This window comes from Aquimarina callyspongiae, assembly GCF_034322225.1.
In the GTDB taxonomy this organism is placed as follows: Bacteria; Bacteroidota; Bacteroidia; order Flavobacteriales; family Flavobacteriaceae; genus Aquimarina.
Map to the genome: position 1 here is coordinate 508,388 of NZ_JAXLPA010000002.1, position 26,545 is coordinate 534,932.

A 26,545-nucleotide genomic window follows, 5' to 3' on the forward strand; every position below is an offset into this window, starting at 1 on the left:
TTCATATTATTAAGTATTATGGCAGAAGGATATTCGGGCACACCATTAGCTAAAAAATTAGGAATTAAAGAAGGGGTTACAATACATCTATATAATCAACCTGCTCACTATTTTGATCTTTTTATAGATATGCCAGATGGTATTATCGAAGCTAAAGAAGCCGTTCCTGAAAGTATAGATTTTATACATATTTTTTGTACTACCTATGAAGAGTTGAAAAATGTAGCAAAGACTTATAAAAAAGCATTAAAAAAGGATGGGATGTTATGGGTAAGCTGGCCCAAAGGAAGCTCTAGTATACAAACAGATTTAAAACGTGAAATCATCAGAGAACATCTCATTGATATAGGTTTAGTAGATATTAAGGTTTGTGCGGTAGATAAAGATTGGAGCGGACTCAAATTTGTATACCGGATAAAGGATAGATAAATGTATATGTTTATGGTTCTGGTAGTTTTAATGAGGGTTAAGTTTTAAAGCAACCTTTTCTTTAATTAAACATCTAGATAGTAAACGATCAGTTATGAAGAATTACGTATATCTTTTTTTGTTATTTAGTTTATTAATTTCTTGTAATGACGATGATTCATTAGATAATACGTCATTAATAGGTAAATGGAATTTAAAAGAACAACTTGTTGATCCAGGAGATGGTAGTGGTACATTTCAATCAGTAGATAGTGATATGATTATTGAGTTTTTTGTGAATGGAACCATCACTTCTTCTAATGGTACTTTATGTAATTTTACACACCCTTCTACAGATAGCAGTTCAGGAACGTATTCCTTTAGTGATAAAACTATTCTTATCAATTGTGGAGAAAATGAGATAAGAATTGGATTTGAACAAATAGGTTCAGAATTGATCTTACATTTCTTATGTATTGAAGAATGTTCTCAGAAATATCGCAAAACACTCTTTCCGTAATATTAAACAGACTTTTATTCTAAGTATTTTATTAACTAAGTTTATAGATACAATTCCTCGTATATTTCTTAGATGGATTTTTTACACAATAATCGACTGATTAAATAATCACGTGTTTATACTTATAATAAACTAACCTACTCTTCATATATTTAAAAGTTTAAATCAATTAATAAAACTTTTATGAAGACTAACTTTTTCTTGATACTAATATCAATGCTTTTAATAGTATTCAGTTGTAACCCTACTAGTAAAAAGAAAGAAGAATCCGTTTATGAAAATAGTAAAACTATCAAAGATTCTGTTCTTTACAGTTTTGCATTTGTAGGCTGCAATCGCATACAATATTCTGATTGGCATAATGATTCTGCAACAAATGCTTCAACAGCAAATTTATCTGCATTAAAAAGAATCTACAATGATATGATTGACCTGAAGAAAAAACCTTCTCTTTTCTTTTTTTTGGGAGATTTGGTACTTGCAGAATCAAACACTGATAACTTAGATGCTCAATTAGAAGCCTGGGTAAAACTCTATGAAGACACATCTTTTAGCAATATTAGTAATTCTGGAATTGAACTGGTAGCTGTTCCTGGAAACCATGAAATGTTATATTATAAAGATTATGGTGTTAAAGGACATGATGAATGGCCATTAGGAGGAGCAACAAAAATATGGATGAAGCATATGAAATCGTATATGCCAAAAGATCGTCAACACATTACAGGAAAAGATAGTTTGATAAATCAAATGACTTTTTCTTTTACAAGAAATAACGTAGGTTTTGTAGTAATGAATACGGATACCTATAATCCACCTACAAAAGAAAACCCTTATGGATTAGAAGGAATCATACCTACTCAATGGATTATTAATAAAATTAAAGAATATAGAAAAGATTCTAATATCGATCATGTTTTTGTATTAGGGCATAAACCATATTATGTAAATGGTAAACCAGAAACAGGACACAAAGGCTTCCCTGAAGGACCAATATTATGGCCAGAGCTTCAAAATTCAGAAGTTATTGCGATGCTATCTGCTCATGTCCATGATTATGAACGTATGCAACCAGAGGGCAAAGGAACATATCAGATTATTGCTGGTAACGCTGGAAGTGATGGTCCTGCAAAGTTTTTTGGATATAGTGTTATAAATATTTTAAATAATGGAGAAGTGCAATTAATTTCGAGAGGATTTGACAAAGGAAAACCATATTATAAAGATGTTCCTAATAATTTATTTAAAGTGCGAGACAGTACTATATTAACTTGGGCCAAGAATAAAAATCCATATGAATATAACTAGAGGTATCTATTCATTAATAGAGCAAAAGATACTTATAAAGACTATTGATAACTCTATTTAATTATGATGCAATTAATAGAAGTCAAAAAAATAACTAGATAAAAAAGGTGATTATCGATAGTATAAATTTGATTTTTTTATAAAGATATTATTCCCCTATAGTTTTGGTAACCAACCTTGTGACAGTCAATAAGTAGTGGTTTAATAAGATATATTAATTAAACTAAAAACTAATTTTCCGTTAATTCATTATCAATATATTGTTAAATACTTGAAAAAAAATATTTACCTTTATGATGAATTATTGCATCATTGGAACGGGGACTACATATAAAAAATGAGTTTTTCATTGAGAATATAAGAGAAGGAAATGAAGATGCCTTCAAAATTCTTTTTGAACTCTATTATGGCAAATTACTATATGTTGCCAGAAATTATATTGCCGTAAAAGAAGATGCAGAAGAAATTGTTCAAGATGTATTTTTAAAAGCTTGGAACAAAAGAAAAAACATTACTACTAATATTAATGGCTACCTGTTTAAAATGACTAAAAATGCCTGTTTAGATTATTTAAGATCTAAAAGGTATAAGCTAAGTAGTCATAATAATATTGTTCAATTAGAGGCCTACATTAATCATAATGCACTTAGTGATCAAATAGCACTGTCTATTATAGAAAAAGAAATAGAAGAAAAAATTCAGGCCAGTATTCAATTATTACCCGAAAAATGTAAAAATGTCTTTGTCAAAAGTAGAATAGAGGGTAAAAAGAATAAAGAAATATCTGATGAATTAGATATTTCAATTAAAACAGTAGAAAATCACATGTCCAAAGCACTTAGACATATGAGAGTGCATCTTCGCGAGTTTTTATCAATATTCTAAAAAAATTGATAACCATTAGGGGGTATTGCATTTTTATACGTCTTTAATATTATAAGACCTATTATTAATGCAAGAAAAAGAGATTCTAAAATATATTAGTGGAGAAGCTAATGAAGAAGAGCAAAAAGCTGTAATTAATTGGATTAGAGAAAGTATTGATAATCAAAAGCAGTATAATCTATTAAAGGCAAATTATGTAGCTAATACATTAAATGCTTCAGAGAAGGTAGATATTAATAAGGAATACCAGAATTTTTCTAATAAGCGTACTAAAAAAAGGAAACATTATTATTCTGCAATCATTGCAGCGGTAATAATACCATTTTTTTTATGGCAGATATATGATACTTTTCCAGAGAATAGAATAGAAACTGATTCTAACTTGATATCAGAACATCAAACAATTGAGATTACAACAAAACAAGGAGATCGTAAAAGAGTAATATTACCTGATGGATCTGTGATAATTTTGAATTCAGAAAGTAGTCTTACTTATCCTACAGAATTTTCAGATAGTACTCGTAACGTGGTATTAATAGGAGAAGCTTTTTTTGATGTAAAAAAAGACCCTAAAAGACCGTTGATTGTAAAAACAGAACATCTGGATATAAAAGTTTTAGGAACATCATTTAATGTAAAATCATATCCAGAAGATGAAAATATAGAGACTACGCTGGTTACCGGAAAAGTAGAAGTGATTCAACAAACTAACGAAAACCTGGTGGTTTTACAACCTTCTCAAAGAGCGGTTTTTGAAAAAGCAAAGAAGAACTTAAAAGTTGATAAGGTAGAACCCAATTCTATAATTGCCTGGAAACAAGGTAAATTAATATTTGATCAAACACCTTTGAAACAAGTAGTATTGGATTTGAATAGAAAATATAATAAAGAATTTGTGATTGAATCTGATACACTTTTTCGATACAAGTACACGGGTACATTTGATAATTTAAGCCTTGAAGAAGTTTTAAAGTTGTTAAAAGTATCCTCTCCAATTAATTACGAATTAAAAAACGATAAAGTCATGTTGAAAATAGAGTAAAAAAGTAAAGAGAGTGCGGCAACACTCTCTTTAAAAACATTAATCATTAACAGTACAGTAAATAATTAAACACTACAAAATTATGAAAAAAAATAATTTTGGAAGGCTTCTACCTAAATCCTTCCTAATTAAAGTTATGAAGTCATACATTCTTTTACTTTTTATCACCATAACCAGGGTATTTTCTTCAGGAGGTTATGCGCAGAATGTTTCTCTTAATTTTGAGAATATAGCATTAGAAAAAGTTCTTAGAGAAATAGAGGTTAAAAGTGATTATAGCTTCTTTTATAGTAACAATCTAATAGATAACTCACAAAAAGTGTCTATTAATGTAAGTGATGAAAAATTAGAAAGAACCCTACAGCTTTTGTTTCACCCAACAAACATTGATTTTACATTTGTTAAAAATCAAATTGTTCTATTTCCCAGAGATAATGAGGATATCAAGAAAGAGATAGAAGAATTGATACCAGAGAACGATTCTGTCATAAACAATGAAGAAGCAAATAACTATGTCGAAACCCTTACAAAAATTATTATGCAAGACCCGATTACGGGTAAAATAACAGATGCAAAGGGATTTCCGCTTCCTGGAGCGACTGTGATTGTAAAAGGCACAAATACTGGGGTACAAACAGATTTTGATGGTATTTTCTCAATTAATGCAGAGCCGGGAGATATTTTGGTGATATCTTATATTGGTTTTGAAACGGTAGAAGTAACCGCTGTTAAGAGTGGTGTCAATGTTACATTGTTAGAGAGTGTAAATCAGCTTAATGAAGTTATTGTTACTGGATATGGAGTTCAAAGAAAATCTAGGGTTACTGGTTCTGCCACAAACTTGGATCTTAAAGCAATAACGGCAGTTCCAAGAGCAGCGGTTCAGGAAAGTATTCAAGGTAATGTAGCAGGAGTTCAGGTAACCTCAAGTAGTGGACAACCAGGATCAACACCTAATGTAAGGATACGTGGAGTAGGATCCTTTGATTCGGCATTTCCATTATACGTTATTGATGGATTTCAAACAACAGACGCAGGAGTAGTAGCTTCTCTTAATCCTAATGATATTGAAGCTATTTCTGTTTTAAAAGATGCCGCCTCAACCTCAATTTATGGTACCAGAGGAGCGAATGGTGTAATTGTAATACAAACTAAATCTGGCCGTGATGGTAAGACAAAAGTTTCATATAGTACGCAATCTGGATTTTCTTCAGCTACAGTTGCCGATCGGTTTAAAGCTTTAAGTACACCAGAACTTCAGGAATTACTGGTAGAAGGAGTACAAAATGCCGGAATACGAAATAATGATGCGGATGCGTTGGATTTTTTGATCAGTAATGGTTTTAATCCAGATGTAAATACCGATTGGTTTGATTTAATTACTCGAGATGGATTATATCAACAACATGATCTTTCTGTTACAGGAGGTTCAGAAAAAACCAGGTTTTTTATCTCTGGAGGATATTTTAACCAGGAGGGTGTTATTCTGGCATCTGGTTTTGAACGTATGAATTCCAGGCTTAAACTTGATCATTATTTTACAGATCGATTAAAAACAGGAGCATATATTTCTTATAACAAATCAATTTCTAATGTTAGGCCGGATGGTGGAGCATTCGCAAACCCAGTTCGTTCTATATATCGAATACGTCCGGATATATCACCATTTAATGAGGATGGTACATTTAACTTTGGTTTTAATAGTACGCATAACCCGTTGGCTCAAGCAGAAGCAGAGACAAGAAGAAACATTACTCATAGAATTTTGGCCGGTGCTAATTTATCTTATGAAATACTAGAAGGACTTACGTACGAATCTCTGATTAATATGAATCAGACTTTTCGAGATAATTTTATTAGACTACCAGCTGGTTTTGGAGATGGAAGACCGACAGGTAGAGGAGAACAAGATTCTGACTTTTTATTTTCCTGGTTGTTTAGAAACTTGTTAAAATATAATAAAACCTGGAACGATCATAATATATCAGCTTTTGGAGGATATGAATTACAAAAAGTAAGAAATAAATTCAGTGATCTAACTGTAGAGAATATACCAGATGGTTTTGAAGATCTAAACAACGGTAGTTTACCTACTGTGGCTTCTACCAATAAAGCGCAATCTGGTCTAAATTCTGTATTTCTAAACGCAGAATACTCATATGCAGATAAATATCTGATAAGTGGATCGGTAAGAAGAGATGGTTCATCTAGTTTTGGTGAAAATAATAGGTTTGCTAATTTTTGGTCTGTAGGTATTGGTTGGAATCTCGCAAATGAAAATTTCATGAGTGACATTGATTTTATTAATGTTTTGAAATTTAGAGCTAGTTATGGTGCTAATGGTAATGACCCTGTTTCAGGAATATTTAATTTATTCTCTGTAAATGATTATGACGGAAGTCCTGGTCTAATATTTTCTGATGTTGGTAATCCTAATATAAAATGGGAGGTAAATAAACCTCTAAATGTAGGAATAGATTACTCTGTTTTTAATGGTAGAATTCAAGGAAGTTTTGATTGGTATAAAAGAGAAACAACAGATCTTCTTAGAAACCGCCCTATATCTGCTAGTAATGGAGATACTAGTATAGCAGAAAATATAGGTTCTATGGAGAATACAGGTGTCGAACTTGATATAACAACAAGAAATTTTGTAGCTGTTGATAATGGATTTAGTTGGACTACGAATTTTAATGTAACAATTAATAGAAATAAGGTAACCAGACTTTCAGGAAATGATGAACCTATCATAGGTACAACAAGTATTATAGCGGTAGGTGAGGATTTTGAAACATTTTACTTGCCAGTATACGCAGGAGTAGATCCTGCCAATGGTAATGCTTTATGGTATACAGATGGAACGAGAACAGAGGTGACAGCAGACTATGATAATGCAAATCAGGCAATTATAGGTAGAGCAACACCAGATTTTTATGCAGGTCTTAGAAATACAATTTCCTATAAAGGGATATCATTAGATTTTCAACTATATACGGCTTGGGGAGGATTAGTTTATGATACCTGGAATCGATTTACAAATAGTGATGGATCTAGAAGATTATCCAGTACAGGAAATGTAAGTAGAGGTACTTATGAAAGAAGATGGCAAAGACCTGGAGACATTACAGATGTTCCTGCTTTTGTATATGGAAACACTCAAACAGGAAGTTCGTCACAACGATCTAGTAGATTTATTTATGATGGTTCATATATAAGATTAAGAGAAGTGTCTTTAACATATCAGTTACCTAGTTCTGCAATAAGCTTGATTGGACTTTCTACAGCAAGAGTATATGTAAAAGGAAATAACCTTTATACATTTCTTAGAGATGATAGGTTAGAACGAGATCCTGAAGCTGGATCTGACGGTAGGTTAAATCAGGAAATTCCGATTTCTAGAGCTTTATTTTTAGGATTAGACATAACATTTTAACGAGACTATCATGCAAAAGAAAATATATATAATAATAACTTTAGTATTCACATTAATTGCTTGTGAAGACACATTGGAACAAAGGCTTTCCAATTCAGTAGAAGTAGATGAAGCAATCGTAGATATCAATTCTTTAAATCTTGCTGCAAATGGAGCGTATAGTCCTTTTGCTAGCTCAAATAATTATAATCGTTCCGTATTATTGATACCAGAAATTATGTCTGATAATGCATTTATAGATGCATTTGATAACACAGGTAGATACTTGGATTATGATACTTATACGGTCAATGCCAATGATAATTTTGTAGACCCTATGTGGAACAACTTAACAAGTATCATTGCTAATACATCTATAATTATTCGTAGAGCTAATGAATTGACTTTTCCTGAAACCGTTCAGGAAGATGCCAATCAATATATAGGAGAAATGTATATGTTAAGAGCATTAGCATTTCATAATTTTCAATTATTGTTTGCGCAGCCATACAATTTTACTCCAGATGCTTCACATTTGGGAGTACCAATCCCTGATTTTGATCTTTTAGGAGATGGTAATACCATCCAAGAACCTGGTAGAAGCACTACAGCCCAAGTATACGCACAAATAGTGAGTGATTTAGAAACGGCAATAGATCTTATGAGATCAGAATCCTCTCCCTTTAGAGCTGATGAGTACGCGGCAAAAGCATTATTGGCAAGAGTATATCTACATATGGAAAACTGGACACAGGCCAGAGATATTTCAACAGATGTAATTCTTAATAGCGGTAATGAATTATTAGAAAATCAAGAATATCTTGGTAGCTGGGCATTGGATTCTAATGACGAAACTCTATTTACTATTGTAAACAATGAAACTGATAATTCTGGAACTAATTCTATAGGTTATTTTTATCTAACCTATGAAGATGCCTTTGCTACAGATAATTTTGTAAACACTCTTAGCGATACAGATGTGAGAAAAGGATTGTATCCTGCTGATGGTTCGGTAAATTTAGTTACGAAATTTCCAAGAAATGATGTGCAAGATGATAATATTCAGGTACTTCGACTTTCTGAAATGTATTTAATTAAAGCTGAGGCACATGCACAATTAAGCGAGGAATTAGAATCAAGACTTACTTTAGATATTATTATACAAAGAGCAGATCCAGCTGCTAGCCCTTCAGCAGAAACAGGTCAGGCGTTATTGGATAAAATTATTCTTGAAAGAAGAAAAGAACTGGCTTATGAAGGGTTTAGATTGTATGATCTGACCAGGTACGGAATGACTTTCAATAAATTTAGGCAAGATGCAGATCCAATAACCATCTCAGCACCAGAGAACCGTACAATACTTCCAATTCCGATTGATGAAATCAACGTGAATCCTAATATTGCTGGTCAACAAAACCCTGGGTATTAATCAATAAATAAGAAGATCATGAAAATTTTTAAATATAGTATCATCGCTATCATAATCGGCTTATTTTATGGTTGCGACTCTAACGATAATGACGTAATACTACCTCCTAGTTTTAATTATATTTCTTTTACAACGGATGCTATCAATGTAATTGAATCTGATACAGGAGCCATAATAGTATCATTTGTATATTCTGGCCCCCTTTTATCACAAGATCTCACCGTTAACTACACGATTTCATTTCCTGATCAGAATGCAGCGCAAGAAGGAGTGGATTATGTACTTCCTTCTGGATCAGGTAGTTTTGTGTTACCGGCTGGAGAAACTACCGCAGAAGTTACTCTTATAGAATCATTAATTAATGACAATCTTTCTGTTGGGTCAAGATCCGTAATATTTAATTTACAATCAGCCAATGGATTAATGTTAGGAAAACCAGATAATAGAGAAGCCGCTAGTGTTACCGTCACAGTAGGAGAGGATGATCTATTTGAATTTGGATATAGTAGTTTTGAAGATGTACAAACTTTTGGAACATTTACAAGATATCCAAGACCAGCAGGTACTGTTGATCCGCTGCCTAATGTACAAGATTCTGATTCTGCTTCTGAAGCTCCTTTAGTAAGTCATGTAAGTTCTGGCAATGAACTAGGATTTACAGCATCTTTTTTGGCAGCTAGTGTGAGTGCAATTGAACAAGAAACAATGGGAGTGTATAATGGTACAGTTATTTCTGCCAATCCAGATTCTTTTCCTGCAGAACTTCCTGGGTTAATTGATGGCAATCAAGCATATATAACTTCTGACCTTGATGGGTTTTTGACATTAAGATTTGATGAGATTGTAGGATTAACCCCAGATGTAACAAATGCGGTTTTAGATGTAAAGGTGTTTTTTGGCACAACTTCCTGGGAAACAGAAGATGGAATGGTTGTGTATTTTGAAACAGCTGATGGATTGGGTGATCCAATTCTTTCAATATTTGATGATGATGTAGAAGCAGCAGAAGGAACTTGGCAAGAACTAAGAATACCATTACCAGATGATCGATTAGCAACAGGTCGATTGGTTGTTACATTTAGAAATGGAGCTGGTACCGAAATGATCATATTAGACTCTATTTCTATTAAAGGAATTCAATAGTAACATTTTTGATTTTGAGTTGGCCAATTTTATTATGAACTTGGTTTTTACTCTCGAACCAAGTTCATTTGGTCAATTATTTATCAAAAATAATACAGTCTAATAAACAATATAGCGTTTGTGCGGAAGCTTTTCTTTTAAAGTTTCTGTAGAAAAAGGGGAAGGTTAGTAATTTCATTCCCCTTTTTATTAAGGATTATCTAATATAAAATCTGGTTTAGTATCGTGATTCAAGTTTTGTACAAAAGAATTTGTATTTGAATGCTTTTGTTTGCTATTCTCAATTCGGTTCTTATTAAAGAAATTTATATAGATGATTAGTTACATTGTACATCAAAATCAATTTTTTTCATTTTTTTCCAAATAGAATGTTCTGTAGGTTGTGGCGATAACAGAAATAAAACAAAATGCTTATTGCGACTTTTACAAAAACTCTGTTCAACAATTAAATTGAGTTGTAAGTCTCTTTTTGTGATAAAAGCATCATATGTTAAAACCTTACCGGCATAGGTGGTTTCATTTACTTTTTCAAAAAAGGCTTTGGATTCGGGGATTTTTTCGCCAGATTTTGAAACCATATTCATAATTCCATTAAAATAGATTTCCATCTCTGACTCTAATTTTTTTGCAGATAACTTGGGATTGTCTTTAATATCCCACAAAAAGGCGTAAGAAAAGTAGTCTTTTGCATTTTCTTTCCCCCAACCAGGAGCGAAACGTATAAATTCTGTACCAGAATATTGTAATGAAGGTGCGAATTTTAAAGGAAATTCAATAACTTCGCCTCGCCAATCATCATTAGGAGCAAGTAATAAGTTTTTTGAGGAATCATCTTTGCCACATTTAATGAATAAAAGCGTTATTAGTAGAAAAGGTATGGTTTTTGCAAAAGACATATTGACGTGTAAATTTTAGTAAAAATACTAAAATTGTATTATTATGAATTTTTCATAAATTTGTGTTAAAGGGAAAATAGAATGCAAACATTTAAAATGAGATATTATAGAGTACTATTACTATTATTATTTATTACGCCCCAATTATCCATTGCTCAATCAGAATATGATAGAAAGGAGGCGGAGATAATTAATGTACAGAAAGATGTTGTGGCTAAACTTACTGGCCACTTACCGATTAAAGGAAAGAAGAAGCTAAAAAGTCGTTCAAGTAATTCTGAACGAAAGATTACTGCGGATTATTTGTTCAATAGTCTTAAAGATGTTGGACTTAAAGCCAAAAAACATTCCTATAACGTACAGGATAAAAAAGGAACCCAGTATAATGGAGTTAACATTTATGCCGAGATTCCTGCTACGAATGACAGTGACGAATATATAGTTATTGGAGCACATTATGATACTGTTGAAGATAGCCCGGGAGCTGTACATAATGCTACTGGTGTTGCAATAGCTTTTTATGTAGCGTCAAAGCTGGCAAAACTACCTGAACGTAAACGTAATTTTATAGTAGTGTTTTTTGATCACTGGAAAAGCAATATGATTGGTTGTCGCAGATTTACTAAAAAACTAAAGGATGATAAGTACAATATACATTCTATGCATCGTTCTGATTATATGGGATGGGATAATGATGAAGATAGAGCTATTGAATTATTAGCTTCAAATATTAGCCTAGAATCTGTTTATAGAAATGAATCACCTGTACCAATTTATAAAAGAACAGTTGCTACACCAGAAAGTAGATTTTTTGCAAACTTTGGTTTTGAAACTGTAACGTTAACTGCAGAATTGAAAAATGCAGATAACTCACCATTCGTTAGACAAAGTATGGATAAATATACTACAGTAAATTTTAAATATTTGGCGTCTACTACGGATATCGTATTTAAAGTGATGCAATCTCTGGCAACGGAATAAAATAAATAATACAAGAAAAATTATAATAAAGGAGTTCTTATTTTAATAAGAACTCCTTTAATTCTTTATAGTCTTTAATCGCAATACTTTTTTTCTCTTTGTTAATTACTTTCTGTATTTGTACAGGAATATCTACTTTGGTTGCTACCGTTTCTTCTACAATATCTAAAAACTTAACAGGGTGTGCTGTTTCCAAAAATATACCATAGTCATTTTCATTAAGCCCTTGTTTTTTTAACCCTAAAAATCCAACAGCTCCGTGAGGGTCTGCAATATATTTATTCTCATCAAATATTTTTTTCATAGCTTTTTTGGTTTGGTCATCATCAAAGCTATAAGCAGAGAACTTGTCTTTTAACCCTTCAAAGTTATTGTTAAATAATTTTTGTATCCTGATAAAATTACTTGGATTACCAACATCCATTGCATTAGAAATAGTCGCTTTAGAAGGTTTAGGGTCATATTCTGAAGTCTCCAAATAGCGAACTACAGTATCATTGATATTTGTAGAAGCCACAAAATGTTTAACAGGCAGTCCTAATTTGTGAGCCACAATCCCCGCACAAATATTACCAAAATTACCACTAGGTACTGAAAAAACAACTTCTTTTCCTTTGTTTTTTACTTGTTTATAAGCAAATAAGAAATAGAATAATTGTGGGAGCCATCTTGCAACATTAATAGAGTTAGCAGAGGTTAATTGTTTGTAGTTCGTAATACTAGTGTCTAGAAAAGCGGTTTTAACCATATCCTGACAATCATCAAATACACCTTCTACTTCCAGAGCGGTTATATTTTGTCCAAGAGTGGTTAATTGTTTCTCTTGTATATTACTTACTTTTCCGGTAGGGTATAGGATAACAACATCCACACCATTAACCCCAAGAAAACCATTTGCAACAGCTCCACCAGTATCTCCAGAAGTGGCTACCAGAACAGTAACATGATTTTTATTATTCCTATTAAAATATCCAAGACATCTGGCCATAAATCGAGCACCCACATCTTTAAAAGCCATCGTTGGGCCGTGAAAAAGTTCTAGCGTCCCTATATTTTTTTCGATTTCTACAACTGGAAATTCAAAACTTAATACATCTGCTAAGATATCTCTTAATTCATTTTCAGGAATTTCATCTCCGACAAACTGTTGGATAGCTTGATATGCAATTTCTACATTATCCGTAGTTTCAATATTTTCAAAAAAAGATTGAGGTAATGGTGTTATGTTTTCCGGAAAATATAATCCTTTATCGGGTGCAAGCCCTTTGATAACAGCTTCAGAAAAAGAAACTTTTGGTGCATTATTATTTAGACTATAATAGTTCATTATATATTCTTTAAGTTGATTAGAGTATAGCAGAAAATTTAATCTCTACATAAACATCGGGTGAAATTAGTTTTGATATTTCTACTATTGTAGATACAGATTTATAGGCCTGTTATATCTTAGACTCTTCTCCCAAGGTGCTCTAATTGTTTTTTACTTCTTTATTTATTTAATTGATTATTTTGACACCTTGGTCATTAATTTTAGATATATGAATATCAAAATCAAGTCCTGTTTTTTGATACACTTTGTCTATAGCTTCAGCAACTTTATTTGCAGTTTCCATTCCTTTGCTTAGAGCAAAAATAGAAGGGCCAGATCCAGAAATACCACAACCTAAAGCTCCATTAACTATGGCAGCTTCTTTAACATTTTTAAATTCAGGAATGAGTATAGACCGTAAAGGTTCTATAATCACATCCTCCAAACTACGCCCGATAAGGTTATAATCTTCAGTAAATAGACCTGCTACAAGTCCTCCTACATTTCCCCACTGATGTATAGCTTGTTTCAAATTAACTTTGTGTTTGATAACAGATCTTGAATCAGAAGTTTTAACTTCAATTTGAGGATGAATAACCGTCATTACCAGATGCTCTGGAGTATGAAGTTTAATAACATCTAGTGGATTATAACTTCTTACCAAAGTAAATCCGCCAAGAAGAGCAGGAGCTACGTTATCTGCATGAGCATTACCGCTTGCTAATTTTTCACCTTCCATGGCAAATTGTACTAACTGTTGATTAGAAAATGGAGAATCAAGTAAATGATTAACCGCCCAAACGGCTCCGGCACTACTTGCGGCACTGCTTCCAATACCGCTACCAGCTTTAATTTTTTTATGAATCTCGATCTCAACACCAATTTCTTGGTTATAGGATTTAAGCATGGCTTCAACTGCCACACCTGCAACATTTTTATTAGTTTCGAGAGGAAGATCTGCTCCTTCAATTTTTGTGATTTTTACTCCTGATCCAGAAGTGATAGAAATCACCATTTCATCCCCTACATTATCCAGGCAACAACCTAACACATCAAACCCACAAGAGAGATTGGCAACAGTGGCGGGAGCAAATATTTTAATACTTTTCATTATACATTTTTGTGTTATAAAGAATTAGAGAAGATTGTTTTACCGACTCTGTATATCTTATTTATTTTTTGCCTATTCTTATAATATCCGCAAAAATACCAGAGGCAGTGACATCAGCTCCGGCACCAGCTCCTTTAACAATCAGAGGTTGTTCAGGATACCTATCTGTATAAAAAAGAACAATATTATCACTTCCTTCCAGATTATAAAATGGATGATCACTTGGTATATGCTGTAAACCTACTTTTGCTTTTTCATTTTCGTATTGTGCTACATATTTTAATCGACAATCTTTTTTATTTGCTTCTTCAAGAATTTGTTTAAAATGTTGTTCGTTTTTCTCTAAAGATTCAAAGAAATCATCTACACTTTTTGTAGCTAAGCTTTCTTCAGGTAAAAAAGCTTCTTTTTTGATATTATCTAATTCCATGATATTTCCACTTTCACGGGCTAGAATTAATATTTTACGAGCAACATCAACACCACTCAAATCAATTTTGGGATCTGGTTCTGTGTATCCTTCTTTTTGAGCTTGTTTTACAATGTCATGAAATGTGAATCCTTCTTTGTAGTTGTTAAATACAAAGTTTAAACTTCCTGATAAGACAGCTTGTATTTTATGAACGTTATCTCCAGAGGCGATTAGATTGTTTAAAGTATCAATAATTGGTAATCCAGCTCCAACATTGGTTTCATATAAAAATGATGCGTTGAATTTTCTTGATAAATCTTGTAACTCCTCATAATTGACATATTCATCGGCACAAGCAATTTTATTACAAGTCACTACTGCCATACTTTCTGCCAGATAATGCTTATAAATCTTGGCAATCTGTGGATTAGCAGTGTTATCGACGAATATAGAATTACGAAGATTCATTTCTTTTGCTTTATTGAAGAAGTCAAGAGCATCAGCTTTTTGTCCGTTTTCCAAGCTTTCTTTCCAAGAGTCTAAAGATATTCCGTTTTCATCAAATACCATTTTCTTTGAGTTAGAAACAGCAACCACACGAATTTTAAGTCGTAACTTTTCTTTTAGATATTTTTTCTGTTGTTCTAACTGACTTAACAATTTACCACCTACGTTACCAACTCCTGTAATGAATAGATTTAACTGTTTAGTTTTAACCTCAAAAAACCTTTCGTGGAGAGTATTTAAAGCCTTTTTAATATCTTTCTTTTCTATAACTACAGAAATGTTTTTTTCTGAAGCACCTTGCGCAATAGCTCTAATATTAACATTGTTTTTACCTAATGTACTGAACATTTTACCGCTAAGTCCTTGATGATGATACATATTGTCTCCAACTAGTGCTACGATTGCAACCTCAGTTTCAATTTTTACCGGATCTACTTTATGTTTTGCAATTTCATACTCAAAAGTAGCATCAAGAATGTTCTTTGCTCTTTCAGCTTCTGAAGCTTCTACGGCTAAACAAATAGAGTGCTCAGAAGAAGCCTGCGTAATAAGGATAACATTGATATTTTCTAGAAATAATGCTTCAAAAAGGCGTTTTGAGAATCCTGGTATTCCAACCATTCCACTTCCTTCAAGAGATATAATTGAAATATTGTCAATATGACTGATTCCTGTTACAGCTTTTTGTCTGTTATCAACCTCTCTTGTAATTAGTGTACCAACATCTTCTGGTTCAAAAGTATTTTTAATTACAATAGGAATATTTTTTTCAAGAACGGGGTGTATGGTAGGAGGGTATATAACTTTGGCTCCAAAATGCGATAACTCCATAGCTTCCTGGTAGGAAATATGAGGTACTGGTTTTGCTTGTTTCACCAATTTTGGATTTGCTGTATACATTCCGCTTACATCGGTCCATATTTGTAATTCAGAAACATCTAACGCAGCGGCAAGAATAGCAGCGGTAAAATCAGATCCTCCTCTTCCTAAAGTAGTTGGTTCTCCGCCCTGTGTACTAGCGACAAAACCAGGAAATAAAGCTACTTTATTAGTATTGGTATCTGCAAACTTTTTAATTCTATCATTTGTTTCTTTATAATCAATAGAAACTTTAGAGTTCGGAGTTGTAATTATAAAATCACGAGAGTCTTTTAAAACAAGATCAAGTCCTCTTTCTTTTGCTGCTTCTGCAATGATATAAGAGGATAACATTTCTCCAAAACTAGCAATAACGGCAGCTGTTTTTGGAGATAACTCGCTTAGCAAAAATACTCCTTCACATAACGACTCTAAGGTGTTTAACTCTGCTTTTACTTTACTAATAATAGCACTTTGAGAAACAACAGGGATTAATTTTTTTACCGTTTCCAGATGTCTTCTTTCAATTTCTGAAAGAGTATTTTTATAATTTTCATTATTAGAAGAAGCTTCTTCACCAGCTTGTAGTAATAAGTCAGTTACTCCACCTAAAGCAGAAACAACTATATATAGTGTATCTTTTTTGGATTGCTTCTTTATAATTTTAATAACGCTTTCTATAGTAGTTGTATTTGCAACTGAAGAACCTCCAAATTTTAGAACGTTCATGATATATTTTTTAATTGATAGTTTATTGATAAAGCTTTTTTTCGGTAGTGTTTTTGTAATTAACTACGTACTTGTTCCGGTGGTGATATATAAAAGAATTAACCCCTAAGGGTAATAATTGTAATAGTACCTGTAATAGAAGTAATTCCAATAACCGGTGTAGTTACTACCCCAAAAAAGGTAAATAAATCCGATATGAAAATGGTACTAAACATTAGTTTGCTTTATATGATGAGCCAAAGGTATAATTTTTTACTTTTAGAAAAAATAAAAGCAATACTATACCTTAACTTTTGTTGATTTTATAATTTAGTGACAGATTCATTATGAAATTCTTAACAAATTTGAAAAGAAGCTCAAAATGATTAAAAATGACATTATATTTTGATAAAAACGTAGTTCGGGTATTAAAAGTTTATAAAAATTTATGAAAATATTTTCGGCACAACAGATGCGTATGGCGGATGAAGCGACCATGAAGTTACAACAAATTAGTTCTTTGGATTTAATGGAACGCGCTGCAACACAAATTTTTAATTTAATTCATAATCGGTTACAAGGTGCACCGATAACTATTCACGTTTTTTGTGGTTTAGGAAATAATGGAGGAGATGGTCTGGTCATATCCCGTTTATTATTAGAATATGGGTATCAGGTAAAAACTTATATAGTAAACTTTAGCGATAATAGATCTAAGGACTTTTTAGAAAATTATGATCGACTTAAAGCAATTTCTAAGGAATGGCCTACACAAATAAAAGGTGAAGATGATTTTCCGGAACTAAGAAGAGAGGAAATTATAATTGATGCAATATTTGGAATAGGACTTAATCGTCCATTATTACCATGGGTAATCAATTTAATTAAACATATCAATACTATAGATTCCTTTACAATTTCTGTTGACGTTCCATCCGGATTATATGCAGATAAAGCACCAGATGATCCTAATGGGGTAATATTAGCTTCTGTAACAGTGACTTTTCAATTTCCGAAATTAGTATTTTTCCTTCCTGGTACAGGAGGATATACTCAAAACCTTGAGGTAATAGATATAGGACTGGATCGTAACTTTTTATTACAAACTCCTGGTGTCGCTGAGTTAATTACAAAAAATGAAGTTAAAACCTTGTATCGTCCTAGACATAAGTTTTCTCATAAAGGAATATATGGACATTGCGCAATAGTAGGAGGGAGTTATGGTAAAATGGGTAGTATGGTTCTGGCAACAAAAGCAGCTTTAAGAACTGGTGCTGGATTAGCTACCGCATATGTGCCTGATTGTGGCTATGATATTTTACAAACTGCTGTTCCTGAAGCTATGGTGATTACGGATGATGAGGATGAGTTGGTAGAAATTAGGTTTGATTTTGAACCAACGGCAATAGGAATAGGTGTGGGGATGGGAACACACGAAAATACAATTAAAGGATTTGAAACTTTTTTAAAGGGCAATAAAGCGCCTTTAGTAATTGATGCTGATGGGATTAATATATTAGCTAAACAACCAGAATTTTTAAAATATCTGCCAGAAAAGACCGTGATTACTCCGCATCCTAAAGAATTAGAAAGATTAATAGGAAAGTGGAATGATGATTTTGATAAAATTGAAAAAGTAAAATCTTTTTCTGAAAAGTATAACCTTATTATTGTTATTAAAGGAGCCAATACAATTACAGTGTTTAAAGATCAATTATACATTAATAGCTCTGGAAACCCCGGTATGGCTACAGCAGGTAGCGGAGATGTACTTACAGGAATGATTACTGGATTGATAGCTAAACGATATGATCCATTGTATGCTTCGATTTTTGGAGTGTATTTGCATGGAACGTCTGGTGATTTAGCTCTGCAAAAAACTGGTTATGAAGGTATGATGGCAGGAGATATTGTTGATCATATTGGAGCATCATTTGTAGAATTAATAAAAGCCCCACAACCTCCTGCAGATAACGCTCAATAAGAAGTTACTGCCCTTGAAAAATAGCGGTTTTAGCGTACAATTTTGTTTGTTTTTTATAGTTATAATGAATGATGATCATATTAAATTATTCATGAATTAAAAAGCAAAAAAATGATGACAAAAAAAATGATGGCAATATTTACTATTGCCTTGGGATTCTTAGGAGTTTCTTGCTCAAGTGATGATGGACCTCCAGTGGCTAATTTAACCTTAGAAATAGTAGGGTTAGAAACGTTAACCAATGGAGCGACATATGAAGGATGGCTTATTGTTGATGGAAACCCTGTTTCTACAGGAAAATTCAATATAGCTGCAAATTCAATAACGTTTCCTGTGGTTGCCTCAAATCTGGAAAGTGCTACAGAGTTTATATTATCAATTGAACCACCTAATGATTCTGATCCATTGCCTTCAAAAACAAAATTGTTGAGCGGACTCTTTAGCGGTAATGTAGCACAGGTAAATGCAAATACAGTTATTGGTGATTTCTCAGGAATATCTGGTAAATTTATTATGGCCACTCCAACAGATATTACAGCAGACAATGACGAATTTGGAATTTGGTTTGAAGACCCAAGTGGTGTTCAGGTGGTTCCGGGATTAAATTTACCTGCGCTTGCAGATGGCTGGAAGTATGAAGGATGGGTAGTTTTTAATAATATTCCGGTTACTACGGGTACATTTACCGATGTTGATAATTTTGATGATGCATCGCCTTTTAGTGGTAACGGTACAGCGCCAAATTATCCGGGAGAAGATTTTTTAAATAGCGCTCCTCAAGGTTTAACATTTCCTCAAGATGGAGATGTAAGAGGAAAAACAGTGGTTATTTCCATAGAACCATCTCCTGATTATGATCAGGCGACACCATTTTTTGTAAAACCATTAAGTGGAACAGCAGGACAGAATACGGCTCCTGCAATAAATACATTGACCGCAACTAATAATGCGCCTTTTGGAAGAGTTTTGAGATAATTTGAAATTCAGATTTATTCCAAAATTATAATATAAGCCCATAAAGTTCTTTAAGCTTTATGGGCTTTATATTTTTTATTTCTGTTCAAAAGAAAGTAAAAAGAAATCTTTGAAAAGTTTCTTTGCACGATTTTTTTCTTTTTCAGGGATAGGGTTATTGTCTAGAATAATCCCAGCTAATGAATATTTTTCGGTATAATAAGCGTTAGGAATGCTACTGATTCTGTTATTATTTACATGAATCATAAGCAATGATTTCATTTTTGCAAATACAGAAGGGAGCTCTTCAAAATTGTTATATCCTGCATGAACCACCCAAGTGCTTTTCATATTTGAAAATGCATCTGGTAAATGTTTTAATTTGTTATGATCTAAGTATAAAAACCTAATTTGTTTTAAAGAACCAATGGTAGATGGAAGTGATTCTAATTCATTATGATCAATCCATAAAGAATAAAGTTTTGGGAGTTGACCTAATAAAATATAGTCAGAAGGATCATTAATATAATTATGAGATAGGTTTATATCTTTTAGGGATGAAATTTTAATAATATTTTCAGGGAGTCTTTTAATTTTATTTCCCTTTAAATTTAAAAATTCAATAGGTAAACCTGAAATCTGATTGATGGTATTATCTAGATCTAACTTTGGATTATAGGCTAAGGATAGTTGTTTAAGATTCGAAAATCGTTTAATCGATTCTGGTAATTGCGACATTTTTAAACTATCAAGAATGAGAACTTCCAAATATTTTGGATTTGGCAGTTTCATCAAAACACTATTTATATCTATATTCTCATTATTACTAAGATTAAGCATCTTAAGACTCTTTAATTTTTCTATTGATGAAAAGGAAGAATCTGACAGCGTATTACTTAAGTTAAGACGGTATATTTTGCTATTGTTATTTGAGGATATATCATTATATGTTTTACTATAGAATGTTGTATAGGTATTACAGCTACTTAAAAGTAATAAGATAATAGTTGTTATATAGATATACCTTCTATTATTCATTGGATGTTTCTTTAATAAGTGCATTACCTGTTATTTCAAGATAAATTTTGTCTTTTTCAGTTACCAACCAAGGGAAACGAGGATTCAATCCTAGACCGTCATGTAACAAATTTTGGATATAAGCACCTGCTTTTTGGCTATTGATTCCAAGTTTGGCGTGTATTGAAATATGATCTTCCTGATATAATGCATATGCATACAAATTGCCATAAAATAGCTCCTTAAAAGGAGGTAAGGTAAACCAAACATTTTTTCTCCCATCGTCAGAATTTATTGGATTTCTGGGAGAACGGCTATAATCTGGTCTTGGAGTAAATAAATCAATGCCTATGCCTAATTGATGAATGGTAGTATTGTTATAAATTCTTGTAAAACCAATGTTTAATGATCCAGTGAGGCCATAATCTGTACCTGCTCCGTTAAACCATCCTATTCTTAGATCATTTTTAAACATAAAATGAATGTTATGATTTGCATTGCTAAAACGTAATAGCAATGCTCCACGACGCAATCCATAACTTTTTAAAGTTTTTGGTAAAAAATCTTTACCAAAACCAAAACCTAGCCCATTAAACCCTCCTTTTCCTTGAGGATCAAATAATATTGTGGTATTTGCATCAGAAAACGAGGATCCCAGAAGGTTACTGTTTTTTCCTATACCACCCAAAGCAAAAAAGTTATATGAATACCCTAATCCTTGCATTTTTATAGTATGCCGTTTTAAAAATTGATATGATGCAATAGAAACCCCACTTTCTGCAGAAATATCACCATAATTGAGCGTTCCAAAACCAGAAACCCCTAGTTTTAACCATTGATTTTGATTACCTAAGGTGATTTCTGCTTTGAGTAAAACACCACCTTTAGCAGTTAGCTTTTGAGCAGATGTTACAACATAACTTAAGAAGATTGTATAAACAAGATATTTTCTTAAATAGTTGTATTCCATATTATCTTCTGGGATGGAAATTATGTATAATTTCTGTTAAATGACTCCTGTCTACGTGCATATATATTTCTGTAGTCGTAATACTTTCATGACCTAACATTAATTGTATAGCCCTTAGATCAGCACCATTTTCTAATAAATGGGAAGCAAAAGAATGCCTGAACGTATGTGGACTTACATTTTTATGAATTCCGGCTTTTTCAACCAATCGTTTAACGATAGTAAAAATCATAGCTCTAGTGAGTTGTTTTCCTCTTCTGTTTAAAAACAAAGTATCTTCATCTCCCTTTTGAATATTTATATGATTACGAATCTCATCTTTATAAATATTGATGAACTTTTGAGTAGTATCCCCTATAGGAACAAATCGTTGTTTATTACCTTTACCTGTTACGCTAATATATCCTTCATCAAAGAAAAGATCTGACAGTTTTAGGGTGATTACTTCGCTTACGCGAAGTCCACATCCATATAGTGTCTCTATAATAGCTCTGTTTCTTTCACCTTCTGGTTTTCCCAGATCAATTTGAGCTACGATGGCATCTATTTCTTCTATGGATAATGTATCGGGTAATTTTCTTCCTATTTTAGGAGATTCAATAAGATCCATAGGATTAGATTCTCTATAATCTTCAAATACCAGATAATTAAAGAAGCTTTTTAATCCTGAAATGATACGAGATTGAGATCTGGCATTTACCAGTTTAGCCGTTTCAAAAATAAACTGTTGTAACGTCTCTTTTTTGATTGATATGGGAGAGGTGTTAATTTCTTGTTCCTCAAGAAAGTTTAATAATCGTTTTAAATCAAGACCGTAACTAACCACAGAATTTTCAGAAAGCCCTCTCTCAATTTGAAGATAATGTTTATAATCTTTTATAGCATGTTCCCATTTCATTGCCACTAAGATAAAAAAGAAAACCATTTCCAAAACCATCTAAAACAACATCATTTTTATAATATTCTTTGAAAATTAAATGGTTTTGTAAAACTTTGATAATTAAGCGCTATAGATTTTTATACTACAGGTTATAGATGTCTAAATACTTTATCAGTTATTGATGGTACTGCTTTTTTGTTTTTTGAGAAGTGTTTTTTAAAAAATAAAACTACTTTTGAGTAAGAACTTATTTTTAAAGATGAAAAGAAACATTTTTATAGTAGCCATATCCATTTTTACTTTTTTTACAGCATCTGCTCAAGATACGGATGAAAACCCTTTGTATACAAGAGCAGGGTTTAAATTAGGAATTAACTATTCTAATATTACTGGTGATCTGGATGATACCGATGCTAGACAACGAGTTCATCTGGGAGCAGTTATAGAGTTTCCTGTGTCTCAACGTTTTTATATTCAGGCAGAAGCATTGTACTCTGCACAAGGTTATAAATTTGATGTAAACGGAACTGAGAATAAAATTAGCCTTAATTATATTGCTTTACCGATAATCGCTAAGTTGTATTTTAATAAATTCAGTTTAGAGACAGGTCCTCAATTAGCTACTTTGGCAACAACAGCTAATTCTATAGGAGATGAATCAGATGAATTTTTTGATTCTTTTGAAAGCCTAGATTTTAGTTGGAATTTTGGAGTAGGATATAAGTTAGAGAGTGGATTGTTTTTTCAGCTACGATATAATCTAGGGTTAAGTAATATTAATAATACTAGTATTGCAGATGTTACCAATAAAAATGCAATAGCACAGTTCTCTGTTGGCTATCTTTTTAAAACCAAAAATAACCGTAGAATTATACAGGAACAATAGGTATGAAGATTTTAATATTAAATGGTCCAAACTTAAACTTATTAGGAAAAAGAGAACCAGGGATTTATGGTAACCAAACTTTTGAAGAATTCTTTGCTGAGTTACAATCAAAGTATGAAACTGTTGAGTTGTCATATTTTCAATCAAATATAGAAGGAGAGCTTATCACTAAAATACAGGAGGCTGATGATTCGTTTGACGGTGTTGTTCTAAATGCTGGTGCTTATACACATACTTCTATTGGAATAGGGGATGCCATAAAAGCGGTAACCGTGCCTGTTGTAGAAGTTCATATATCTAATACTTTTGGAAGAGAAGAGTTTAGACATCAATCTTACATTTCGCCAAATGCTAAAGGTGTTATCTTAGGTTTTGGAATGCAAAGCTATGAATTAGGAATCCAAAGTTTTCTAAGCTAAATAAAGGTCAAATTTAATTCGTAGGAATACGACACCTGTATGTATAGAATTCTATTCTATATGTATAGCCTACTATGTTGATATTATGTATTTTAAATTTTGTGAGAAAAACCAAAATTAAGGTGTTTTTCCCCTTTTTTGTGATGGTTATTTTGTATAATTTTAAGAATTCACATTTACTCTTAAAATTATACTTATGATAGAGCCTATCATTTTATCAGATACAGATGCTTCAGAAGCTAAATCAGTATTTGAACATTGGTTAACTCAGCCTGTCGTTTTATGGGTCGTTTTGGGGACTGACCCAATTGCAAAAATGGCTGTTGCCAAGGCCGAAGAATTAATAAACTCGGATCAATCTGTTTACCATAGTTCCAGGGTGATACATGCAACAAACCCTTCTTTATTATTAGATAAGCTAAAAAGCCTCACTGTAAACCCCAAACTTAGAACATCGATTAAGTGGAATGATCTGGATGATTATGTAATACTCTCTATTTCTGTAAATACAGATATGATAGCCGCGATCGTTTTGAAATCTAAATTCCCTAATCAACCAAGAGGATATATTAACAGAATCCTACGCAAGGCTGTAGCTTGTGATGCAAGCTAATTTTTAATTTTTTACTCATTTTAATAATATGTCATGAAAATCTATTATAAGGTTTATACCATAATTATTGCCTTGTGTATTAGTTCATTTGTAACTGCACAAGAACAAACGGTTATTAAAATTTCTGAAATTGATCAAGATGGAAGATCTCTTGATCGCACCACTGGAGAAGTAAAAGAAGAATATGTAAACAACAGGATTATTGATATCAATAGTGTATTAGATATAGAGCTAAATAAAACAGTATTGATTGAAAAAATTGGAGATGATTCTTTATTTCCTACTGAACTATCAGATAAAATTACCAAAATCTATAATGCCTTAGAAAATAGGAATAAAAATATGGAGGAGGTACAAAAATTGATAGATACATATGATTTTGAAAAGTTTCAAAAACAATCACAAGATGCTCAAAATTATTTTACTGCTTTGGGTAATGTTGTTCAAAAAGTAGATGAAATAACTGAGATAGATGATCGAATTGAAGATATCGCTGATTTTCAATTTTCAGAAATGGGACCATATGCCTCTGTTTACGCTGCTGCAGAAGAAGTATTAAATGAGTTAACAGAAGAAGTAGGGAATATGGCAGACGAAAATGGGGTCTATATACAATTTGGAGGTTGGATTATTGCTAATGGAAATCAAACACCTTTACACGTTCCCGGGTTTGATAATATCACCCCTCAAGATCCTTTTGAAGTTGATCGATGGAGACTTATGCCCACTCCAGAGCAATTAGAAGAACTAAAGAAATTACAAAACCTGGCTATAGAAAACAGAGGGAAAGAAGATGAGATTTTAAAAAGTATAGCAAAGAATCACCTAGATCAATTACGCAATATAATAGATGAAAAAATAAAGAAACTAGAAAATAAAATTGAAGAAGAAATAGAAAAGATTAAGGGGATAGGTCTAAGTGCAGTGAATCAAAATCGTTTTAACGCCTTAGTTGATCAAATTAATGAAATAAAAGACTCTATTAAAAAAATCTCAGACGAATTTAATATCCGTAAAGAATATTATATAGATGTTGTATCTGGAGATCAATCAATAAATGTAAATGAGTTTTTGGCAAGAATTCAGAGTGATATACAATATTTTAAGGTTGAAGGGAAGAAACTTTTGGATCAGATTAATGCAGTAGCTAATTCAATAAGTGCAGTGGTTGGTAGTTTATCTACTACTATAGCTACACTTAAAACTAAGTTTGATGAGTTAAAAACTGAGTATACAAAGAGGTTTAATGAGGTAAAAAATACGATTTCTGGTCAAATAGAAGAGTTTTTGAATGGAGAAAAATTTGATTTTGCTGCATTAAAATTTAGTGATGAAGTGTTTAAATTCTCCCTGGATGATTTACCAGAATCTACATCTTTTGATTTGATTAATTCTGGAGTACGTGCTGATGGAGATCAGTTAGGATTTAAATTAGAAGTAAATTCAAAAGATGGAATGGTATATACTGAAAACAGAAGATTGTTTATGTTCAGAGTTTTACCTCATATAGAAGGAACGGTAGGAGTTATTTTTGCCGATCCTTTGGCAAGAACCGAAGTAAAAACGCAGTTTCAGATGGCGCCTTATTATAATTTGATACTTAAAGGTTTATGGGATCAAAAACTACGAAGAAAAAGTGTGGCTTATAACCGAATTTTTGATTGGGGAATAGGACTGCATATTTCTGCACCGGATTTTGACGGTGATGATGTTCCAGAATTAGGAGCAGGTATCGTAGTTTCTATTCTTAATGATTATGTTCAGTCAGGAGCGGCAATTAATGTGTTTACCGGGGATCCATATTGGTTTTTTGGTTTACGTTTACCTGTACCTTCATTCAATATAGGCTCTATTCCAAGTTCGAATTAAAAATAATCTCTTTTAGATATAAAA

General features: G+C 32.3%; 22 protein-coding genes. 15 read left to right on the forward strand and 7 right to left on the reverse strand.

Annotated elements, in window-relative coordinates; genetic code table 11:
- The first annotated feature begins 18 nt into the window (after window positions 1–18).
- From U0D62_RS09300 to U0D62_RS09335, 8 genes are all read left to right on the forward strand, one after another.
- On the forward strand, window positions 19–429 hold the full coding sequence (locus U0D62_RS09300) for a DUF3052 domain-containing protein (protein ID WP_322286995.1): 411 nt from the start codon (window positions 19–21) through the stop codon (window positions 427–429).
- 94 nt (window positions 430–523) lie between these two features.
- The gene (locus U0D62_RS09305; protein ID WP_322286996.1) at window positions 524–928 is read left to right on the forward strand and encodes a lipocalin family protein; all 405 of its coding nucleotides are present in this window, start codon (window positions 524–526) and stop codon (window positions 926–928) included.
- A 183-nt stretch (window positions 929–1,111) separates the two neighbouring features.
- Window positions 1,112–2,236, forward strand: a complete 1,125-nt coding sequence (locus U0D62_RS09310; RefSeq protein ID WP_322286997.1) for a metallophosphoesterase family protein — start codon at window positions 1,112–1,114, stop codon at window positions 2,234–2,236.
- Window positions 2,237–2,548: 312 nt separating this feature from the next.
- Window positions 2,549–3,121: an RNA polymerase sigma-70 factor gene (locus U0D62_RS09315; RefSeq protein WP_322286998.1), complete on the forward strand. Its 573-nt coding sequence runs from the start codon at window positions 2,549–2,551 to the stop codon at window positions 3,119–3,121.
- Between the two features lie 67 nt (window positions 3,122–3,188).
- Window positions 3,189–4,163, forward strand: a complete 975-nt coding sequence (locus tag U0D62_RS09320; RefSeq protein ID WP_322286999.1) for a FecR family protein — start codon at window positions 3,189–3,191, stop codon at window positions 4,161–4,163.
- An 82-nt stretch (window positions 4,164–4,245) separates the two neighbouring features.
- Window positions 4,246–7,596: a TonB-dependent receptor gene (locus U0D62_RS09325; protein WP_322287000.1), complete on the forward strand. Its 3,351-nt coding sequence runs from the start codon at window positions 4,246–4,248 to the stop codon at window positions 7,594–7,596.
- A 10-nt stretch (window positions 7,597–7,606) separates the two neighbouring features.
- Window positions 7,607–9,004 (forward strand): RagB/SusD family nutrient uptake outer membrane protein, encoded by a 1,398-nt coding sequence (locus U0D62_RS09330; RefSeq protein ID WP_322287001.1) that lies wholly within the window; start codon window positions 7,607–7,609, stop codon window positions 9,002–9,004.
- Between the two features lie 18 nt (window positions 9,005–9,022).
- The gene (locus tag U0D62_RS09335; RefSeq protein WP_322287002.1) at window positions 9,023–10,147 is read left to right on the forward strand and encodes a hypothetical protein; all 1,125 of its coding nucleotides are present in this window, start codon (window positions 9,023–9,025) and stop codon (window positions 10,145–10,147) included.
- A gap of 317 nt (window positions 10,148–10,464) precedes the next feature.
- Here U0D62_RS09335 and U0D62_RS09340 read toward each other — a convergent pair whose 3' ends face one another.
- Window positions 10,465–11,043 (reverse strand): hypothetical protein, encoded by a 579-nt coding sequence (locus tag U0D62_RS09340; protein ID WP_322287003.1) that lies wholly within the window; start codon window positions 11,041–11,043, stop codon window positions 10,465–10,467.
- An 81-nt stretch (window positions 11,044–11,124) separates the two neighbouring features.
- Here U0D62_RS09340 and U0D62_RS09345 point away from each other — a divergent pair, with 81 nt between their 5' ends.
- Window positions 11,125–12,024: a M28 family metallopeptidase gene (locus U0D62_RS09345; protein WP_322287004.1), complete on the forward strand. Its 900-nt coding sequence runs from the start codon at window positions 11,125–11,127 to the stop codon at window positions 12,022–12,024.
- Window positions 12,025–12,061: 37 nt separating this feature from the next.
- On the opposite strand, the gene thrC is transcribed toward U0D62_RS09345, so the two are convergent.
- The 3 genes from thrC to thrA all read right to left on the reverse strand — a co-directional run bounded on the left by thrC (window position 12,062) and on the right by thrA (window position 16,950).
- Complete coding sequence (gene thrC / locus U0D62_RS09350) at window positions 12,062–13,351, reverse strand: threonine synthase (protein ID WP_322287005.1); 1,290 nt, start codon at window positions 13,349–13,351, stop codon at window positions 12,062–12,064.
- A gap of 169 nt (window positions 13,352–13,520) precedes the next feature.
- Window positions 13,521–14,444, reverse strand: a complete 924-nt coding sequence (locus tag U0D62_RS09355) for a homoserine kinase (protein ID WP_322287006.1) — start codon at window positions 14,442–14,444, stop codon at window positions 13,521–13,523.
- A 61-nt stretch (window positions 14,445–14,505) separates the two neighbouring features.
- Complete coding sequence (thrA, locus tag U0D62_RS09360; protein WP_322287007.1) at window positions 14,506–16,950, reverse strand: bifunctional aspartate kinase/homoserine dehydrogenase I; 2,445 nt, start codon at window positions 16,948–16,950, stop codon at window positions 14,506–14,508.
- Window positions 16,951–17,377: 427 nt separating this feature from the next.
- On the opposite strand from thrA, the gene U0D62_RS09365 reads away from it, so the two are divergent.
- Both U0D62_RS09365 and U0D62_RS09370 read left to right on the forward strand, forming a co-directional pair.
- A complete protein-coding gene (locus U0D62_RS09365) occupies window positions 17,378–18,913 on the forward strand; it encodes an NAD(P)H-hydrate dehydratase (RefSeq protein ID WP_322287008.1) in 1,536 nt (511 codons plus the stop codon).
- Between the two features lie 111 nt (window positions 18,914–19,024).
- Window positions 19,025–19,888, forward strand: a complete 864-nt coding sequence (locus U0D62_RS09370; protein ID WP_322287009.1) for an anti-sigma factor — start codon at window positions 19,025–19,027, stop codon at window positions 19,886–19,888.
- Between the two features lie 75 nt (window positions 19,889–19,963).
- Here U0D62_RS09370 and U0D62_RS09375 read toward each other — a convergent pair whose 3' ends face one another.
- The 3 genes from U0D62_RS09375 to xerD are packed head-to-tail and all read right to left on the reverse strand — an operon-like array spanning window position 19,964 to window position 22,752.
- The gene (locus tag U0D62_RS09375; protein WP_322287010.1) at window positions 19,964–20,905 is read right to left on the reverse strand and encodes a leucine-rich repeat domain-containing protein; all 942 of its coding nucleotides are present in this window, start codon (window positions 20,903–20,905) and stop codon (window positions 19,964–19,966) included.
- Window positions 20,898–21,854 carry a hypothetical protein gene (locus tag U0D62_RS09380; RefSeq protein ID WP_322287011.1) on the reverse strand — a complete coding sequence of 319 codons (957 nt, stop codon included), beginning with the start codon at window positions 21,852–21,854 and terminating at the stop codon, window positions 20,898–20,900. The genes U0D62_RS09375 and U0D62_RS09380 overlap by 8 nt, the downstream gene beginning before the upstream one ends.
- Before the next feature lies 1 nt (window position 21,855).
- On the reverse strand, window positions 21,856–22,752 hold the full coding sequence (gene xerD, locus U0D62_RS09385; RefSeq protein WP_322287012.1) for a site-specific tyrosine recombinase XerD: 897 nt from the start codon (window positions 22,750–22,752) through the stop codon (window positions 21,856–21,858).
- 241 nt (window positions 22,753–22,993) lie between these two features.
- On the opposite strand from xerD, the gene U0D62_RS09390 reads away from it, so the two are divergent.
- The 4 genes from U0D62_RS09390 (at window position 22,994) to U0D62_RS09405 (ending at window position 26,521) form a co-directional block, all read left to right on the forward strand.
- On the forward strand, window positions 22,994–23,620 hold the full coding sequence (locus U0D62_RS09390; protein WP_322287013.1) for a porin family protein: 627 nt from the start codon (window positions 22,994–22,996) through the stop codon (window positions 23,618–23,620).
- 2 nt (window positions 23,621–23,622) lie between these two features.
- Entirely contained in the window at window positions 23,623–24,039 is a 417-nt protein-coding gene (gene aroQ, locus U0D62_RS09395) for a type II 3-dehydroquinate dehydratase (RefSeq protein WP_322287014.1), read from the forward strand.
- Window positions 24,040–24,235: 196 nt separating this feature from the next.
- Window positions 24,236–24,652 carry a hypothetical protein gene (locus U0D62_RS09400; protein ID WP_322287015.1) on the forward strand — a complete coding sequence of 139 codons (417 nt, stop codon included), beginning with the start codon at window positions 24,236–24,238 and terminating at the stop codon, window positions 24,650–24,652.
- 33 nt (window positions 24,653–24,685) lie between these two features.
- Complete coding sequence (locus U0D62_RS09405) at window positions 24,686–26,521, forward strand: hypothetical protein (protein ID WP_322287016.1); 1,836 nt, start codon at window positions 24,686–24,688, stop codon at window positions 26,519–26,521.
- Window positions 26,522–26,545 lie beyond the last annotated feature (24 nt).

What these genes read in the sequence shown, in the direction of transcription:
- U0D62_RS09310 (WP_322286997.1), top strand. Translation starts at nt 1,112, where the DNA reads ATGAAGACTAACTTTTTCTTGATACTAATATCAATGCTTTTAATAGTA.
- U0D62_RS09300 (WP_322286995.1), top strand. Translation starts at nt 19, where the DNA reads ATGGCAGAAGGATATTCGGGCACACCATTAGCTAAAAAATTAGGAATT.
- U0D62_RS09400 (WP_322287015.1), top strand. Translation starts at nt 24,236, where the DNA reads ATGATAGAGCCTATCATTTTATCAGATACAGATGCTTCAGAAGCTAAA.
- U0D62_RS09320 (WP_322286999.1), top strand. Translation starts at nt 3,189, where the DNA reads ATGCAAGAAAAAGAGATTCTAAAATATATTAGTGGAGAAGCTAATGAA.
- aroQ (WP_322287014.1), top strand. Translation starts at nt 23,623, where the DNA reads ATGAAGATTTTAATATTAAATGGTCCAAACTTAAACTTATTAGGAAAA.
- U0D62_RS09325 (WP_322287000.1), top strand. Translation starts at nt 4,246, where the DNA reads ATGAAAAAAAATAATTTTGGAAGGCTTCTACCTAAATCCTTCCTAATT.
- U0D62_RS09370 (WP_322287009.1), top strand. Translation starts at nt 19,025, where the DNA reads ATGATGACAAAAAAAATGATGGCAATATTTACTATTGCCTTGGGATTC.
- U0D62_RS09345 (WP_322287004.1), top strand. Translation starts at nt 11,125, where the DNA reads ATGCAAACATTTAAAATGAGATATTATAGAGTACTATTACTATTATTA.
- U0D62_RS09305 (WP_322286996.1), top strand. Translation starts at nt 524, where the DNA reads ATGAAGAATTACGTATATCTTTTTTTGTTATTTAGTTTATTAATTTCT.
- U0D62_RS09365 (WP_322287008.1), top strand. Translation starts at nt 17,378, where the DNA reads ATGAAAATATTTTCGGCACAACAGATGCGTATGGCGGATGAAGCGACC.
- xerD (WP_322287012.1), bottom strand. Translation starts at nt 22,752, where the DNA reads ATGAAATGGGAACATGCTATAAAAGATTATAAACATTATCTTCAAATT.
- U0D62_RS09335 (WP_322287002.1), top strand. Translation starts at nt 9,023, where the DNA reads ATGAAAATTTTTAAATATAGTATCATCGCTATCATAATCGGCTTATTT.
- thrC (WP_322287005.1), bottom strand. Translation starts at nt 13,351, where the DNA reads ATGAACTATTATAGTCTAAATAATAATGCACCAAAAGTTTCTTTTTCT.
- U0D62_RS09355 (WP_322287006.1), bottom strand. Translation starts at nt 14,444, where the DNA reads ATGAAAAGTATTAAAATATTTGCTCCCGCCACTGTTGCCAATCTCTCT.
- U0D62_RS09340 (WP_322287003.1), bottom strand. Translation starts at nt 11,043, where the DNA reads ATGTCTTTTGCAAAAACCATACCTTTTCTACTAATAACGCTTTTATTC.
- U0D62_RS09390 (WP_322287013.1), top strand. Translation starts at nt 22,994, where the DNA reads ATGAAAAGAAACATTTTTATAGTAGCCATATCCATTTTTACTTTTTTT.
- thrA (WP_322287007.1), bottom strand. Translation starts at nt 16,950, where the DNA reads ATGAACGTTCTAAAATTTGGAGGTTCTTCAGTTGCAAATACAACTACT.
- U0D62_RS09375 (WP_322287010.1), bottom strand. Translation starts at nt 20,905, where the DNA reads ATGAATAATAGAAGGTATATCTATATAACAACTATTATCTTATTACTT.
- U0D62_RS09405 (WP_322287016.1), top strand. Translation starts at nt 24,686, where the DNA reads ATGAAAATCTATTATAAGGTTTATACCATAATTATTGCCTTGTGTATT.
- U0D62_RS09330 (WP_322287001.1), top strand. Translation starts at nt 7,607, where the DNA reads ATGCAAAAGAAAATATATATAATAATAACTTTAGTATTCACATTAATT.
- U0D62_RS09380 (WP_322287011.1), bottom strand. Translation starts at nt 21,854, where the DNA reads ATGGAATACAACTATTTAAGAAAATATCTTGTTTATACAATCTTCTTA.